15 protein-coding genes are annotated in these 15,675 nt (G+C 39.7%); 8 read left to right on the top strand and 7 right to left on the bottom strand.

All coding sequences use genetic code 11. The features are described 5' to 3' along the window. The first annotated feature begins 215 nt into the window (after positions 1 to 215). From PL8927_RS28410 to PL8927_RS07090, 4 genes are all read left to right on the top strand, one after another. Positions 216 to 446: a transposase gene (locus tag PL8927_RS28410; protein ID WP_083619036.1), complete on the top strand. Its 231-nt coding sequence runs from the start codon at positions 216 to 218 to the stop codon at positions 444 to 446. Between the two features lie 113 nt (positions 447 to 559). After that, complete coding sequence (locus PL8927_RS07100) at positions 560 to 1,882, top strand: nSTAND1 domain-containing NTPase (RefSeq protein ID WP_083619034.1); 1,323 nt, start codon at positions 560 to 562, stop codon at positions 1,880 to 1,882. A 15-nt stretch (positions 1,883 to 1,897) separates the two neighbouring features. Continuing rightward, the gene (locus PL8927_RS07095) at positions 1,898 to 3,610 is read left to right on the top strand and encodes a protein kinase domain-containing protein (protein WP_083619031.1); all 1,713 of its coding nucleotides are present in this window, start codon (positions 1,898 to 1,900) and stop codon (positions 3,608 to 3,610) included. Further along, the gene (locus PL8927_RS07090; RefSeq protein WP_083619029.1) at positions 3,607 to 4,113 is read left to right on the top strand and encodes a hypothetical protein; all 507 of its coding nucleotides are present in this window, start codon (positions 3,607 to 3,609) and stop codon (positions 4,111 to 4,113) included. Before PL8927_RS07095 ends, PL8927_RS07090 begins: the two co-directional genes overlap by 4 nt. A gap of 473 nt (positions 4,114 to 4,586) precedes the next feature. On the opposite strand, the gene PL8927_RS07085 is transcribed toward PL8927_RS07090, so the two are convergent. The 3 genes from PL8927_RS07085 to PL8927_RS07075 all read right to left on the bottom strand — a co-directional run bounded on the left by PL8927_RS07085 (position 4,587) and on the right by PL8927_RS07075 (position 9,582). Continuing rightward, a complete protein-coding gene (locus PL8927_RS07085; RefSeq protein ID WP_083619028.1) occupies positions 4,587 to 6,491 on the bottom strand; it encodes a GUN4 domain-containing protein in 1,905 nt (634 codons plus the stop codon). Positions 6,492 to 6,787: 296 nt separating this feature from the next. Continuing rightward, on the bottom strand, positions 6,788 to 8,665 hold the full coding sequence (locus tag PL8927_RS07080; protein WP_083619026.1) for a calcium-binding protein: 1,878 nt from the start codon (positions 8,663 to 8,665) through the stop codon (positions 6,788 to 6,790). Between the two features lie 260 nt (positions 8,666 to 8,925). After that, positions 8,926 to 9,582: a calcium-binding protein gene (locus PL8927_RS07075; protein WP_083619025.1), complete on the bottom strand. Its 657-nt coding sequence runs from the start codon at positions 9,580 to 9,582 to the stop codon at positions 8,926 to 8,928. 109 nt (positions 9,583 to 9,691) lie between these two features. Between PL8927_RS07075 and PL8927_RS07070 the strand changes: the two genes are divergently transcribed. Further along, positions 9,692 to 10,210: a GNAT family N-acetyltransferase gene (locus PL8927_RS07070; RefSeq protein ID WP_083619023.1), complete on the top strand. Its 519-nt coding sequence runs from the start codon at positions 9,692 to 9,694 to the stop codon at positions 10,208 to 10,210. A gap of 329 nt (positions 10,211 to 10,539) precedes the next feature. On the opposite strand, the gene PL8927_RS07065 is transcribed toward PL8927_RS07070, so the two are convergent. Then, a complete protein-coding gene (locus PL8927_RS07065; protein ID WP_083619021.1) occupies positions 10,540 to 10,986 on the bottom strand; it encodes a hypothetical protein in 447 nt (148 codons plus the stop codon). 202 nt (positions 10,987 to 11,188) lie between these two features. Between PL8927_RS07065 and PL8927_RS07060 the strand changes: the two genes are divergently transcribed. Then, positions 11,189 to 11,662: a photosystem I reaction center protein subunit XI gene (locus PL8927_RS07060; protein ID WP_083619020.1), complete on the top strand. Its 474-nt coding sequence runs from the start codon at positions 11,189 to 11,191 to the stop codon at positions 11,660 to 11,662. A gap of 80 nt (positions 11,663 to 11,742) precedes the next feature. Beyond that, positions 11,743 to 11,859, top strand: coding sequence for a photosystem I reaction center subunit VIII (locus PL8927_RS07055; protein WP_083619018.1), 117 nt, complete (start codon positions 11,743 to 11,745; stop codon positions 11,857 to 11,859). A gap of 151 nt (positions 11,860 to 12,010) precedes the next feature. Here PL8927_RS07055 and PL8927_RS07050 read toward each other — a convergent pair whose 3' ends face one another. Continuing rightward, positions 12,011 to 13,354 (bottom strand): peptidylprolyl isomerase, encoded by a 1,344-nt coding sequence (locus tag PL8927_RS07050; RefSeq protein ID WP_083619016.1) that lies wholly within the window; start codon positions 13,352 to 13,354, stop codon positions 12,011 to 12,013. Between the two features lie 201 nt (positions 13,355 to 13,555). On the opposite strand from PL8927_RS07050, the gene PL8927_RS07045 reads away from it, so the two are divergent. After that, positions 13,556 to 14,104: a peroxiredoxin gene (locus PL8927_RS07045; protein WP_083619014.1), complete on the top strand. Its 549-nt coding sequence runs from the start codon at positions 13,556 to 13,558 to the stop codon at positions 14,102 to 14,104. Between the two features lie 128 nt (positions 14,105 to 14,232). Here the strand turns inward: PL8927_RS07045 and cysK are convergent, their stop codons facing one another. Both cysK and PL8927_RS07035 read right to left on the bottom strand, forming a co-directional pair. Further along, positions 14,233 to 15,168, bottom strand: a complete 936-nt coding sequence (cysK, locus tag PL8927_RS07040) for a cysteine synthase A (RefSeq protein ID WP_083619012.1) — start codon at positions 15,166 to 15,168, stop codon at positions 14,233 to 14,235. 60 nt (positions 15,169 to 15,228) lie between these two features. Beyond that, positions 15,229 to 15,666, bottom strand: coding sequence for an RrF2 family transcriptional regulator (locus PL8927_RS07035; RefSeq protein WP_083619009.1), 438 nt, complete (start codon positions 15,664 to 15,666; stop codon positions 15,229 to 15,231). Positions 15,667 to 15,675: the final 9 nt, after the last annotated feature.

The raw sequence follows: 15,675 nt of genomic DNA, 5'->3' as shown, positions 1-15,675 counted from the left end.
TATGCTACAGTTGGGAAAGGGAATATGTTGGTGTGAAGAATGCGATCGCCAACTAGAAAGAAAATTCAGCAGCAGTAGAAGAAAAGTTGAAACAGGAATTACAAGAAGAGGAAGGATTTTCATCCTATAAAGAAGTGCAGATATGGCTAAAAGCAGTAGCAGGAATAGAGATGAGTTAAGATAATGGTTGATTACATACAGGGTTAAGCTTAGAAATCCCGGAGAATGTTATCCTATTATTTCAACCCCCCTATAGTCCACAAGTCAACCCGATAGAAAGATTATGGAAAGAGATTAAAAAGGAATTGAAATGGGAACTCATTGAAAACCTTGACAGTTTAAGAAATCGACTGGATAAAGTTTTACAGGAGTTAACACCCCAAGCTATTAAATCCGTGACCGGATGGGATTTTATTTTAGATGCCTTATCTGTAGCATACATTTAAGGATTTCATATTACATGAATCAACTTTTAGGGGTTCAAAAACCTGAGTAACGGGTCAGAAATATTATAATAATCATAAAAGTAAAGGCTAAAAGTTAGAGTGAGAGAGAAAAAATGCTCGAAAAACCTGATTCTAAATTGGAAGCGTTCTTACAGAAAGAAGCAAAAGAGCGCAAGATTTCTCGATCTGAGTGGGAAGTCTTGGCTTTAGTTACCCAGGGCTACGATATTCCGGTGATCGCTCAACACATTGAAATTCAAGCTTCAGCAGTACGCCAGCGACTGAGCCAAGTCTATGATAAGTTTGGAATCGAAGGAAAAGGCCCGGTGAAACTGGCGAAACTGCAAAAATTACTGATGTCTGGTTACCAGCAATATCAGACTGCTTTACCTGAGACAACTTTAGATCCCAATGGTTTTAAGAATGACTGGGGTGAAGCACCTAAACTCTCTGGGTTTCATGGACGCCAACAACAATTAACTTTGCTGAAGAACTGGATATTACAACAACAATGTAGACTTTTAGCCATACAAGGTATGGGTGGGATCGGTAAAACTAGCTTAATAGTTAAACTCGGTCAAATTCTGCAAAATCAGTCTCATGGTTTATTTTGGCAATCGCTCAGAAACACGCCTTCCCTATCCGATCTACTAACAGAACTGCTAGAATTTTTTAACAAGGAAATTAATATTCCTGAGTCTATTGAAGGCAAAATATCCCTAATTATAGAACAGCTTAATTCCTTCCCCTGTCTAATTATTCTTGATGATGCTGAACAGATTCTGCAAAGTGGGTATTCAGGAAAATATATTCCTGGATATGACGACTACGGGCTATTTTTTGAAGTCGTTGGAGAAAGTCAACATCAAAGTTGTTTAGTGGTAATTAGCCAGGAAAAAATTAGAGAAATTAGTTTATCTGCTCAATTATCCTCTCAAGTTCATCAGTTAGTTCTCGAAGGTCTCAATGCTGAAGAAGTAGAGGAACTTTTACAAGAACAAGGTTTAAAAGGAACAGCAACTCACTGGCAAGAACTGGTGCAGGATTATGGCGGAAATCCCTTGGCTTTAAAGCTCTTATCTCTAATGATTATTGATGTTTTCCAGGGGGAGATTGGAGATTTTTTAAAACACCGGACTATTGTAATCAAAGAAGGGTTTAGAGAAATTTTAGATCATCAATTTAATCGCCTTTCTGATACCCAAAAACAAATTTTATTTTGTTTGGCTGAAGCGGGTAAACCCTTATCCCTAAAAGATTTACAAGAAAAATTATCTAATTTTTTAAGTTTATCTAAAATTTTGGAACCTTTGGAATCTTTATTAGGGCGATCGCTCGTTGAAAAAATACAACATCAACAGAGTAACGAAGTCCTATTTAGCTTACAACCCCTGATTCAAAAGTATATCAAACAGCATCAATTATCTTGTTTATAAATATTAAATAAATGTGTGAACTACTGTATTAACCCTGAATGTAAATCGCGTGAAAACCCTCATTCCTTGCAGTTTTGTCAATCCTGCAAAACTCCTCTATTATTGCAAGGACGTTATCGCTTGTTGAAACCCTTACGAGCCCTTGATCCTCGATATTCAACGGATATCTTTGAAATAGATGATCAAGGAAATTCAAAAGTCATGAAAGTCTTAAAATATGATGATCCCGAACTGCTTGATCTATTTTTTCGAGAAGCTTCGATTTTAAAAGATCTGGATCATCCAGGTATTCCTAGAGTTGAGAGAGGCGGATTTTTTAAGATCAAACCGACCGGAAGTTCTCGCCGAATTTACTGTTTGGTAATGGAAAAAATAGCCGGAGAAAATTTAGAAACCTGGCTGACTAACCATGCTCGCATTTCAGAAGATTTAGCTTTGAAATGGTTAAGACAAATCTGCGAAATTTTAGATATTTTACACCAAAAGAGATTTTTTCATCGAGATATTAAACCCGCTAATATTATTTGTAAACCTGATAATAGTTTGGCTTTAATTGACTTTGGAACTGCCAGAGAAATGACAGTCACTCATTTAGCAAAAGTCAATTTAAGCAATGTTACCACCGTTATTTCTGGGGGTTATTCTCCTCCAGAACAGATGAATGGACAAGCGGTGCTGCAATCAGATTTTTTTGCTTTGGGGCGTACATTTGTTCATTTACTAACCGGAATATCTCCCCTAGAACTTCCTAAAGATTCAAAAACGGGTAAACTTATTTGGCGAAACCAAGCCCCTAAAATTTCTAGTGCTTTTGCTAATTATATTGATGGGTTAATGGAACCAGAATCTTATAATAGACCCCATAATGCTAGAGAAATTTTAAAAGATTTAACCCCCTCTAACTTACGCCGTAAGCAAATTGAACGTTTTACAAATCAAGTTATTCAGTCTCCTAAATTTAAAGTGTTATTTGCAGTTTCTATCACTTTGAGCATAACGGGAAGTATCATCTTTCATTTAGCTAAACCTGCTATTGCTAATTATTATTATCAGAAAGGCGCAGAACTTCTGGAAAAAGGAAACCATGCCCAAGCCAAACCTTATTTTGATAAAGCCTTGATTTTTAATAAAAATGCTGATAAAATTTATAACAACCTGGGATTAATTTGTCGTGAAAACAACGATTTTGAATGCACTCACAAAAATTATCAAAAAGCACTAACAATTAATCCAGAAAATTATGTTTCTCGTTATAACCTAGGGGGAGTCTATGATGATTTAGGGAATTTTCAACAGGCAGAAATTCAATATAAGTTAGCAATGCAGTCGGATCAATCTGTTGGGGTTTATGCTCAGAGTGATTTAGCTCGGTTACAAATTTTAAAGGGTGATCCAGTAACAGGAATTGAATTAAGTTTAGAGGGGTTAAAGAAAACCGATAAAACCTCTGTTCAAGCTGCTTTACATAAAAATTTAGGCTGGGCTTATTGGATGAAAACTGAATATAATTCGGCTGAATTCCATTTACAACAAGCGATTAAGCTCAATGAAAAACGTGGAGATAGCCATTGTTTACTAGCTCAGGTGCTAGAAGCTAAAAATCAGAAAATGGAATCTTTACAGGAATGGAAGGCTTGTTTAAAAGCTGACTCTCAGAATAAAATAGAGGTTAAGATTTGGCAAACGATCGCCATTCAACGTTTAAGGGAGGCTAGACAAATTCTATGAAACTCAACATAGCAATAACTTTTTTAAGTTTAATTTTTATTGGATTGACAAGAAGTGAATTGATTCAAGCCACCCCAGAAAATCATTTATCTTATCCTTTAACCCAGCAGACTACTGCTCAAGAAACATCACCCATTAACTGTGGAAATCCCCAGGGTTGTATAGAAGATTCTCCCCGCAATCCAGAGGATAAAAATACTCCAACAATTGTTAATCCTGAAAATTATTCTACTTTAGAAGGTGATAGACCTGAATTTTCTTGGTATACGGTTGAAGGCGCAACAACTTATATTGTTCGTCTGGTTTATAGTGGAAGTTCAGAAGGGATAGGAGAAAGAACAATAACAGCAAAAACAGTTACACCGGATGCAAAAGGAGTGATTACAATTCCTTATCCATTTAATACAGCTTTACAGCCGGGAAGAGAATATAAACTAACTGTTGAAACCGATGTTCCTAACTCCAAAGTCGGGTTAACTGTTTTTAAAGTTAGATCCCCCTAAATCCCCCTTAAAAATGCAGGGGGTTTTCATTTTCAAAAATGCGATCGCTATCTTTAAAAAAAAATCATAAAATTTTTAGGTCAAATTCTCTATAATTTTCATCAGATAAGTGGGAAATATTAAGAATGAACAATTTTGATATTTATTAACAGCAAGTGTTATTTAATTGAGGGTTGAGCGACATTATTCCAGGTTTTTCTGGTGCGGATTCCAGATTGCTGTTGAAGTTAACCCGGCGTTAAGTAAGTAAACAAAATTAATTACATAACTAGAAAATAATTTCTCAACCCCACTCACACATCCAAGAAACCGGGTTTCTGTCTTAACCTTTGCTATTAACAAAAAGCTCAATTAAGAAACCCGGTTTCTGAACCCCCTAACAGGTAACGAAATGCGGAAATAACGAAAATTGGGTGAAACAAAACCCCAAAAACTCGACTTAATAAAGGGCTGAAATTGTTATAGGTTAAAGCTTACAGTTCTTGACGCGAGAGAAGAACCCACCACTCCAAATCCAGATCCCAACACAGAGGGAGGTGCCCCAAGGGAGCTTGCAACGAAAAGGTCAGGTCATGATATCTCATCCAAGCACCGTTCTTTCTCCATCCGACTCGATCGCCTAACAACTTTTCTGTATTATAATCTACCTTACCCCCAACTTCTAGCCAAATCTTCTTCTGGACACTGAAGCCAAAACGACCATTACTGTATTTTACCCATAACTGATCAATGGTGCGTAAATCCTTACAAGGAAAATTATTAATTGAGTTTCTATCTAACCATCCTTCCTTTGTTTTTCCTGCTACTTCTAATATTTTCTTAGCGGTTTCTCGGTCAGCTTCTTTCCACTTTCCGGCTTTCAAAAGTTGTTCTAATTGATAATAATTAACCCCTCTAGCTGACTTTAATTCAATATCAGGTTGGGGTGTTTGTTGGGTTGTCGGTAACGGTGTAAGCTTACAGTCCTTGACGCGAGATAAGAACAAACTAGCCCAGCGCTGATCATTGATAAACATCGACACACGACCCACACGCGGGAGGTGGCCAACAGGAGCTTGTAACGAAAAGGTGAGGTCATCGTAGTTCATCCAAACACCGTTTTTTCTCCATCCGATGTGATCGCCTAATTTACATTCTGTCTCCCTGTCTACTTTACTTCCGACTTCCTGCCAAATGTTCTTCTGGACACTGAAGCCAAAGCGGGACATACTATATTTTACCCATAACTGATCAATGGTGCGTAAATCTTCACAGGGGAAATTATTAATATCTTCAACCCTGAAGCATCCATCCTGTGTTCTTCCTGCTACTGCTAACATTTTTAGAGCCGTTTCTCTGTCAGCTTCTTTCCACTTTCCGGCTTTTAAAAGTTGTTCTAATTGACGATAATTAACCCCTCTAGCTGACTTTAATTCGATATTAGGTTGGGGTGTTGGTTGAGTTGTTGGTAGCGGTGGTGGTGAAAGTTTCCAGAACTGGGGTGTTGGTTGCGATGTTGGTTTAACTGTTAATTGTAAAGCGTCTAATACTTCTTGAGGCGTTTGAAAGCGTTTTTTTGTTCCCTGTTGCAGCAGTTTATCTAATACTTGACCTAAGCGATCGCTTACTTTAACCTTTAAATAATCTCGCCATACCCAGTCACTTTCACTGACATCAAATAAATCAAAGGGTTCAATATTGGTTAATAAATGAATACAAGTCACTCCTAAACTATATAAATCACTGCCAAAAGTCGGTTTTCCCATTGCTTGTTCAGGTGCCGTATATTGGGCTGAACCAATAACTGTTCCTGTCACCGCTAACGCTGTTATAGTCGCTGCTTTAGCTGCTCCAAAATCAACTAAAACTAATTTATTATCGCTCTTTCTTCTAATAATATTTTCTGGCTTTATATCTCGATGAATTACCTGTTTTTGATGAATAAACGCTAAAACAGGTAATAAATCTCCTAACAAATTAACAATTTTAGTTTCTGAAAAAGCCCCAGTTTCGGCTAATTCTTGAGCTAAATTTTGTCCTTCAATATATTCTTGAACTAAATATTGACGATGATCTTGGATAAAATGGGCGAATAATTCAGGAATTTGTTGATGTTTGCCTAATTGTTCTAATTGTATCGCTTCTTGTTTAAAAAGCTCCTCGGCTTTTTGTTGATTATTTGTGCCTTGAGCTTGGGGTAAAAATTGTTTAATCACACAATAGGGTTGAGACGGTTTATCCTCATCCACTGCTAGAAATGTTCGACCAAACCCCCCTTGACCTAATATTTTTAACGCTCGATATCGTTCTTTTAATAGTAATTTAGAGCCACATTTTTGACAAAAGTTTGTCGTTTTTGGGTTGGGTTGAAGACAATCTGGGTTAAGACATTGACTCATGGTTAAGTCTAGGGATAGATGAGGATGCTGATTTGATTATAGCAGTAAATTATATGAAATCTANAGGGAATAGGGAATAGGAGGGAATAGAAAAAAGTTATTACCCACCCGATCAAGTATTTGTAGCAAACATTAAAGGATGGAATATAATTATAAACGCTACAGATGATCCCCCTAATTCCTAGAGACGTTGGATGCAACGTCTCTATAGGGGGAATGTGTAGAAAAGATTTACAGATTTCATATTAGGCGGTGCGTGCGCTTCGCTTACGCACCCTACTATAGTGACCTAATATCTATCCTAAAATGGTAATATTGGGATCGTCTGCAATAAAGTTAGTTTCGGTGAGTTGAACTGGGGTTATTCCTTGTACTAACCCATAAAATGTTGTTCCTGATTGAATTGATGTAGATGCTATTGCTGTACTTCCATCAACTTGTACGGTGACAGCCGTTAATGTTAGTTGAGCAAAGGTTATCCCAGAAGGTAACATAATTTTATCGGTTCCGATCAGAAAATCGGTGAGTAGATCCGCTTGATTTAAGCTAGTTGCGGCGACGGACGCTCCGGGTAACACAAAGATATCAGCATCAGCCCCACCCGTGAGTTTATCTTGATCCGCATCGCCAATCAAGTAATCTGCACCTGCACCGCCATCTAAGACGTCTGCACCTTTACCCCCCCGGATAATATCATTTCCCACACCTCCTAATACGGTGTCATTGTCTAAGTTACCATTGAGTAAGTCATCTCCCTCTTGACCATCGAGGTTATCTGACCCTTTCCCGCCGCGAATGGCTGTGCGAATGGTATTGGCGGCAAGGGTTACGGTGCGATCGCCATCATTTCCGCCACCCGCTAAAATAACATCAGCCCCTAAATTGCCATTAATATTATCGACTGATGCGGTTCCCACAACGAAATCATTCCCATTCAAAGCTTGAATATACAGGTTAGCGGCCGTTGCGGGGACAAAGGCATTATCGGCGGCGTTGGTAAACAGATAGGAGGTAATTCCTTGGTCAACAAACACAGTATTCCCACCCCCAGGCGCCGGAACATCTAACCCCGGATCACTCACCGAGGCGGTTGGTGTTGTCCAGATAACATTAGAAGTTGGAGGAGGTGCGGTATTGGGAATATTGGAATTGAGAATATCTTCCCCTTTAAGATTAACAACATTTTCAATTAACCCAATTCCGGCGGTTTTTGCTGTTGTATCAGCATAAAAATCAACAATTAATAAATCTTGAGTCGCATCAATTTTGCCATCAATATCTAAGTCAATAGCCAGGTTTTTTCCTTGTCGCTCTAAACCATAACCTGTTGTACTTGGCCCCGAAAGTAACAGCGTTACACCCGGAATAGAAAGACTATCTGCTCCTCCTCCAGTATCTTGAATTTGCGTGCCGTTACCCGCCGTAAGAACAGTGTAGAAATCATCGCCGAAACCCCCTTGAAGGGTATCTTTTCCCCCGGCTCCAACTAAATTATCACTCGCACCCCCCCCAATTAAAATATTATCGCCTGCGGCTCCTGTCAGATCATTGGGAATACCCGGAGCGCCAATTATATTTTCAATCGGCCCCGTAATATTATCAGTAGCGATCGCAACAAAAGCATTATTTAAAACTTCTCCTTTTGTTGTTAAATTAGCGGTAATTCGACTAGCTCCCGCCGGAGAAATAGGGGTAACGTTTAAATAGGAAAGGGTATCATTTCCATCTCCTCCATCGAGATTATTAATTCCTAAACCGCCAACAAAAATATCATTTCCGTCTCCACCAATGGCGTTATCATCTCCCTCTCCTAAATCGATATAATCGTTTCCTGTTCCACCATCACCAATATCGTTACCTTTACCACCGAGGATAGTGTCATCTCCTAAACCCCCAATGGCGTTATCATTGCCATCTCCTAGGGTAATACTATCATTCCCATCTCCACCATTAATCAGATTATCATCTCCGGCTCCGGCATCGATGGTATCATTTCCGGCTCCACCATCGGCTTGATCAGCCCCTCCCAATAAAAGGATAGTATCGTTTCCTGCTAAATCAGATTCTTGAATTAGAATCAGGGGATTCAGAGTTTGACCATCTTTGGTAATATTTAGTGGAAATGTACCGATTTGAAGAATATCACCAAAATCTGTTCCTTGAAAAGTAGCCATATTATTGTTCCTCTCTTTTCTTGTAAAAAATGTAAAATCTAACTCAAACCTGATTACAAGATTCTCACCTGTCAAGATTATTCAGGAATAAATTTATAAAATTAATCTTGCCTATTTCAAGATGAGAAAAAAGCGAAAAAGGCAGTGTTATTGCATAGTCTGTCAATAGCAAAATCAGCATGATTTAGATTTTAAAAATTGCCGAATTTGGCATCTGAAGTTGATGCTGTCAATCGGAAAATTTAAAATGATTAGGACGTTTAATTTATGGGAATCAATTGATTGACCAAACCTCCTGGATTAACATGGGCAATAAATCCCAGCAATTGATTAGACTGGACAACAGTAATTAAAGTTCCAGGGGTTCCACCGACAACACTAGAAGTAAGAAAAATATTAGTTTGACTAAACCCATCAGTTAAACCAATTTTATCTTCGCCAACAATAAAATCTGTAATGATATCGACAGTATTAATATTACTGACCGCAGCACTAACCGGAAGAACAAAAATATCATTTCCCGAATTTCCGGTTAGCAAATCTTGTCCTACGTCACCACTTAAGACATCATTTCCCTCGCCTCCATTCAGGGTATCATTCCCCTGTCCAGCGAATAAAGTATCATTCCCGCCTTGACCATTCAGAACATCATGACCTTGTAATCCTTGCAAAGTATCATTCCCATCCATTCCCGTTAACCCATCATTACCCGATGTTCCTAATAAAAACTCGCCACTGGGTATGATTAAAGGAGAATTGATCTCCGTTATTGAGTCAAAATAGGCATCTCCCAAAATCGGATTAACGATAATAGGGGGTACAATAATCCCTTGGGTGACAGTTTCCAGACTCGGCGGGTTTAATCCCCCAATGTTAATAATCGCAGCGCCACCGTCATTAACAAAAAATGTAGACATTTTTGTGCTAAAGCAATCTTGAGAACTTTATTATCACTCTACTACACTATATTTTTTAATCGGATGGGTTGTGGTGGAAGTTATGAGCCAAACAGTGGTTAGGATGAGTATGCAGATTCGGGATGCAGTTGAGACGGACTTACCAACGATAGTAGATATTTATAATGCTGCGGTTCCGGGACGGATGGCGACAGCAGACTTGGAACCGATATCGGTAGAAAGTCGAATTTCTTGGTATCAGGAACATCAAGATCAAACTCGTCCGGTGTGGGTGATCGAGTTAGATCAGCAAATTGTAGGATGGTTGAGTTTTCAGATATTTTATAATCGTCCGGCTTATAATAGCACCGCAGAACTGAGCGTTTATATTCATCCTGACTATCAGGGTCAGGGAATTGGAAAAAAACTATTAACCGAAGCCCTGCGTCGAAGTCCTCAATTAGGATTAAAAGCTTTAGTGGCGTTAATTTTCGCCCACAATCAACCCAGTTTAAAATTATTTGAAAGCTTTGATTTTGAACACTGGGGTTATTTACCTAGAGTTGCTGATTTAGATGGCATTGAACGAGATTTAGTGATTATGGGACGTCATTTGATTCCCTCTAAAATCAGTAAATCCGAAACTTGATCCTCGACACGGGAGCAAAAAAAATATTTTTGAGTCTATAGATTTGGGATTCTACATTAATAAAGGAGCTTATCCAAGACACTGCTGATTGAAAAGATCGGCAGTTTTTTTGTTGTTTACAGGAAATCAAGATAGAAGTTGATTGAGGGAAAAGGCAATTTGGGATTCCCATTTCCCTCTATTAGCCTGACCTGACCCTGAAACTATAGCGCTACCAATTAAGGTGTTTGATAATACTAAACCTTGTAATAAGGGTTATAACCTACAGTTAAGCTGTTCCCTGTTCCCTGTTCCCTGTTCCCTAGCGCTATAGACACTCAGAGACCCTGTTAGCGACCTTGTGCAGGTAACGCGGGTGGAGTCTGAAGATTAAGATCGGTATAGGACGGTTGGGTCAGAATTGAGGTGTTATAGGGATTGATCATATCGGGAGTGCGAATAATCGGATCACTACTCACTTGGCGCAGCATGGCTTCCCGATACACTTGATTAACGAGCTTGGCATCATTGGTGAGCAAGGTTTCAGGAAAACCATTAATTCCATTGGGCCAAGGGAAACTAATCCCTAAATAAGTGGACATTTGACCCAGTAAGGATTTGTTTTTAAAGACATCTCCAGAGGTTCTGGAGGCGGCTCGCATAAAATCTTCTGCAAAGGGCTGATAGGTGGTGGGATAATCATTAAACATCGGCTCTGCTTTGACGCCAGAGGCGAACACTGTTGAGGCGATCGCCCCAAAAACAGCATAGCTGAGGTATTTCAATCGTTTACTCATGATCCTAGTTCCTTGATAACTCGGTTAAATCTTAACTTGTTTTCGCGGTCATAGCCGACGCTGGACAAGGACACATCGGGCTGAGATGTGAACTTTTTTGAAGCTTATGCTGATTTCTGTAACGAGATTGCCTATCCCTGCGTAAAATATGAGCTTAACAACTGCTACAAGTTCTTCAATTATTAGAGGAGAAAGAAACCCCATGGCAGAATTGATTAAACCCTATAACGGCGATCCCTTTGTAGGCCATTTGTCTACTCCCGTTAGCGATTCTGATTTTACCCGTGCATTTATCGGGAATTTACCCGCTTACCGTAAAGGCTTATCTCCTTTACTGCGGGGCTTGGAAGTCGGCATGGCTCATGGTTACTTTTTGGCTGGGCCTTGGATCAAGTTTGGGCCATTACGCGATCATGCTACCGCCGCTAACTTAGGGGGATTAATCAGTGCGATCGCCTTAATTCTAATTGCCACGATTTGTTTATCTGCCTACGGATTGGTTACTTTCCAAAACAGCGGTTCAGACGCAGGTGATTCTCTGCAAACTTCTGAAGGTTGGAGTCAATTTGCTGGCGGTTTCTTCGTCGGTGCAATGGGTGGGGCTTTTGTTGCCTTTTTCCTACTGGAAAACTTCACCTTAGTTGATTCGATTTTCCGAGGCTTGGTTAATAACTAAGTACGCTTTGAATTAGGCAATAACATTGTATTTCTTTGCCAACGGTAACAACTTTCTAACATCCAATAGGAGAATTTGATATGACCGGAGCATACGCAGCTTCTTTTTTACCTTGGATTTTAATTCCTGTGGTTTGCTGGTTAATGCCAATTGTAGCAATGGGTTTATTATTCATCCACATTGAAAGCGACGCCTAAATTTCCCGCTTGAGTCGCCAAAAATCTCCATCAAATAAATGGTGGAGATTTTTTTTGTTAATTTAAGAAGGATAATAACGAATAACAATTTCTGCGTAGGGTGCGTAAGCACGGCGCACGCACCAACCAACTCACCCTAACTGAGAAAACTTTAACCAATTGTTAATGCTAAATCCGTCGGGGGTGTAATCACTATTCCCGTTTGCACAACACTCGGTTGCACATTTTTAACAACACCTAAAATTCCTGAATTTGCCACTTGAATTACAGTATCATTCCCAGAGGAAGTAAAACTTAAATTAGCCAGAGGAATTGTGTCAATGATATGAATTTTATCTCCTTCTGCGACACTAAAATCCGTAATGATATCGGCTAAATTTACATCAAAAACGGTTGCAGCTTCATCCCCTCGCAACATGAAAATATCAGCCCCACCTTCTCCCGTTAAACTATCTGTTCCTAAATCCCCGATTAGAAAATCATTGCCTTCATTACCATTTAAACTATCATTACCCTGTCCACCTCGAATAAAGTCTGAACCAGCCCCTCCAAAGATGATATCATTCCCTTTATTTCCATCTAAAATATCATTCCCTTGTCCGCCAGTAATACTATCATTATCTTGTCCGCCCAGAATATAATCATTACCAGCATCTCCATTCAGAGAATCATTGCCTTGATTGCCATTAATAACATCATTTCCTGTGGAACCTGTAATCTGATCATTTCCCCCTCCCGCTAACAATCCGCGAGGATTATTTTGAGTAATATCTGGGGTCAGGGTTAACACATTATCTGCATCAAAATCACGAGGATAGGCATAGCTTAAAGGCAGTGTAGAAAGATTGATAGTATTAATAAATCCATTCAGGATATTGGCATCAGAAATGATTCCAGACACTCGACTAGGAATAATCCCATCAACAACTTCTGCATCCCAAAGTCTATCGCCTTGTTGAACTTGATTAACAACATCAAACCCTTGAGAAACCGTTCCAAAAACGGCATAATTCCCATCTAAAGAAGTAGAATTTGCTAAGTTAAAATAGAATTGTGATGAAGCGGTATCTGTTCCGGCATTAGACCGTGCCATGGCAATAGAACCGACAACATTACTTAACACCGGAGGAACGGTAATTCCTGCTTGTTGAAAGGTTTGACTATAGAGGGGTTCTGTCGCACCTTGGGGTTTAATTTCTAAGGGAATATTTCGGACTTGACCTGTGGCTGGGTCAATAAAACCGCCACTTCCTAAAGTATTGGGATCAACATTAGGATCTTGACTTTGGGGGTCGCCCCCTTGAACAACAAACGGCTGTGGTTCAAGAACAACACGGTGAAACGTGGTGTTATCATAAACATCTCGTTCGACTAAATCGACAAAATTTCCGGCCGTTATGGGCGCATTAGCACCATCAACTTGAATTGTAATCGGTAAACCATCAACTACCATAATAACGGTAGCAGAACTGTTTAATTCGGGGAGATCAGCCATAATAAAATAATGAGTTAGAGTTTCTCAAATGATCGGAAAATCAGGCGGAATTAACCTAATTTTCTCTTAATATTTTACAACAAAGAGGGTAATTAGAGTTAAAGACTGCCAAGATGCAGACCCCAAATCTCGAATTAAAGTTCCTGTTACTCCTAAGATTCTGTAAACTTATATAAAGAGTTGTGATTATCCTAAGTAATAATGTCCCGTCGTTTATTTTTGAGTTTCTTCTTGTCTCTGGGTTTAGCCGTTTTCAGCTTGACCCTAACTTCACCCGCTTGGGCGTTAGGCGGGAAACTTCCCACATTAAACCAACCCGCTCCTAATTTTACCTTACCTACCAATTCTGGGGAGGGAAAAATTTCTTTATCCGATTATCAAGGTCAATGGGTGGTTCTCTATTTTTATCCTCAAGATTTTACTTCTGGCTGTACCTTAGAAGCCCGTCGTTTTCAACAGGATTTACCCAAATATAGAGCCAAAAATACACGAATTTTAGGGGTTAGTGCCGATAATATTCAATCTCATGCTGAGTTTTGTGATTCCGAAGGGTTAAAATTTCCCCTACTTGCTGATGTCGATGGAAAGGTGAGTAAAGCTTATGGTTCTTGGCTCAATTTTATTTCGATGCGTCATACTTTTATTATTGATCCTGATGGAATTTTAAGGGAAATTTTTCTAGGGGTTAATCCTGCCCTTCATAGTCAAGAAGTATTGGCCCGTTTGGATGAATTGCAACAAACAATTTAATTAAAATCGAGAAGAATTAATTGGGGGGTTCCAGGAGGTTTTGTCTGAGTGTAAATGGGCTTGACTACTTCCCCCCAAACCCGTATTTTATCCCCCAAAAAAGAGAACAGTATTACTTTTTTCCCCTTTTAAACCTCTTGAAATAAAGGTGTACTCAAGTAACGTTCACCAAAACTCGGTTGAATCATCACAATCAGTTTGCCTTGATTTTCAGGACGTTTACCCACTTGAATTGCCGCATATAACGCCGCCCCTGTGGAAATTCCCGATAAAATTCCTTCTTCGCGAGCAATTCGACGGCCAAAAATCATCGCATCTTCATCCCGAACTTGAATCACTTCATCAATCATATCTACGTTTAATACTGGAGGAATAAACCCCGCCCCAATGCCTTGAATTTTATGGGGGCCAGGTTTACCCCCAGATAAAATCGGACTATTCGCAGGTTCAACGGCGATGGCTTGAAAATCGGGTTTACGTTGTTTGAGAACTTCCGCCACCCCGGTTAAGGTGCCTCCAGTTCCCACCCCAGAAATTAAAATATCGACACAACCATCGGTATCAGTCCAAATCTCCTCGGCGGTTGTTTTGCGGTGAATTTGGGGGTTGGCGAGATTCTGAAATTGTTGCAACATATAGGCATCCGGTAGAGAATCCACAATCTCCTGTGCCCTTCTAATACAGCCACTCATCCCTTCAATACCCGGAGTCAGTTCCAGTTCTGCCCCATAAGCCTTTAACATGGCTCGACGTTCAGAACTCATCGTCTCCGGCATGGTTAAAATTAAACGATAGCCTTTGGCGGCGGCCACCATTGCTAAGGCAATTCCGGTATTACCCGATGTCGGTTCGACTAATACGGTTTTACCCGGGGTGATCAGTCCCTCTTTTTCCGCTACATTAATCATATTCACCCCAATTCGATCTTTAACCGAGGAGGCGGGGTTCATGCCTTCTAATTTCACCACAATTTGAGCCACACACCCTTCAGACTTGGGAATTCGGTTGAGTTGGACTAAGGGAGTTTGACCGACTAATTCAGTAATGTTATGAGCGATACGCATAATTAACTCGAAGATAAAGAACAATGATACAAGGGATCTTAGGAAGTTATACCTAACTGTTCAGATGTAATACATAATATCCTTCTGTTGTCGGGCATCTCTTTGTTCACACAAGTCTTTTAAGGTGTATTTTTGTAGTACAGCATTTGCCTTATGTTCTGCTTCTTGCCAAACTTCCCAAATGATCGCACTTTCAACGGTATTCAGGCAAGAATTCTGAGTGGATGCTTCGGGTTCTAGGCCCTCTAAGCTGTTGACCACATCAAACAAAGTAATTTTTCCGGGTTCCTTGGCTAGATAATATCCGCCTTTGGAACCCCGTTGACTGCGAACAATACCACAACGCCGCAAGGTCGCCAGCAATTGTTCCAGATAGCGATCGGGAATGTTATGCTGGGCTGAAATTTGGCGCACTTGTTTCGGTTCAGGATCATGATAGTGAGTTGCCAATTCTATTAGGGCTAGAAGGGCATATTGACTTTTACAGGAGAGTTCCACGCAGAAATG

This window comes from Planktothrix serta PCC 8927, from assembly GCF_900010725.2.
In the GTDB taxonomy this organism is placed as follows: domain Bacteria; phylum Cyanobacteriota; class Cyanobacteriia; order Cyanobacteriales; family Microcoleaceae; genus Planktothrix; species Planktothrix serta.
The sequence above is the reverse complement of the archived record's forward strand: the minus strand, read 5'-3'. Positions and strand labels throughout refer to the sequence as shown.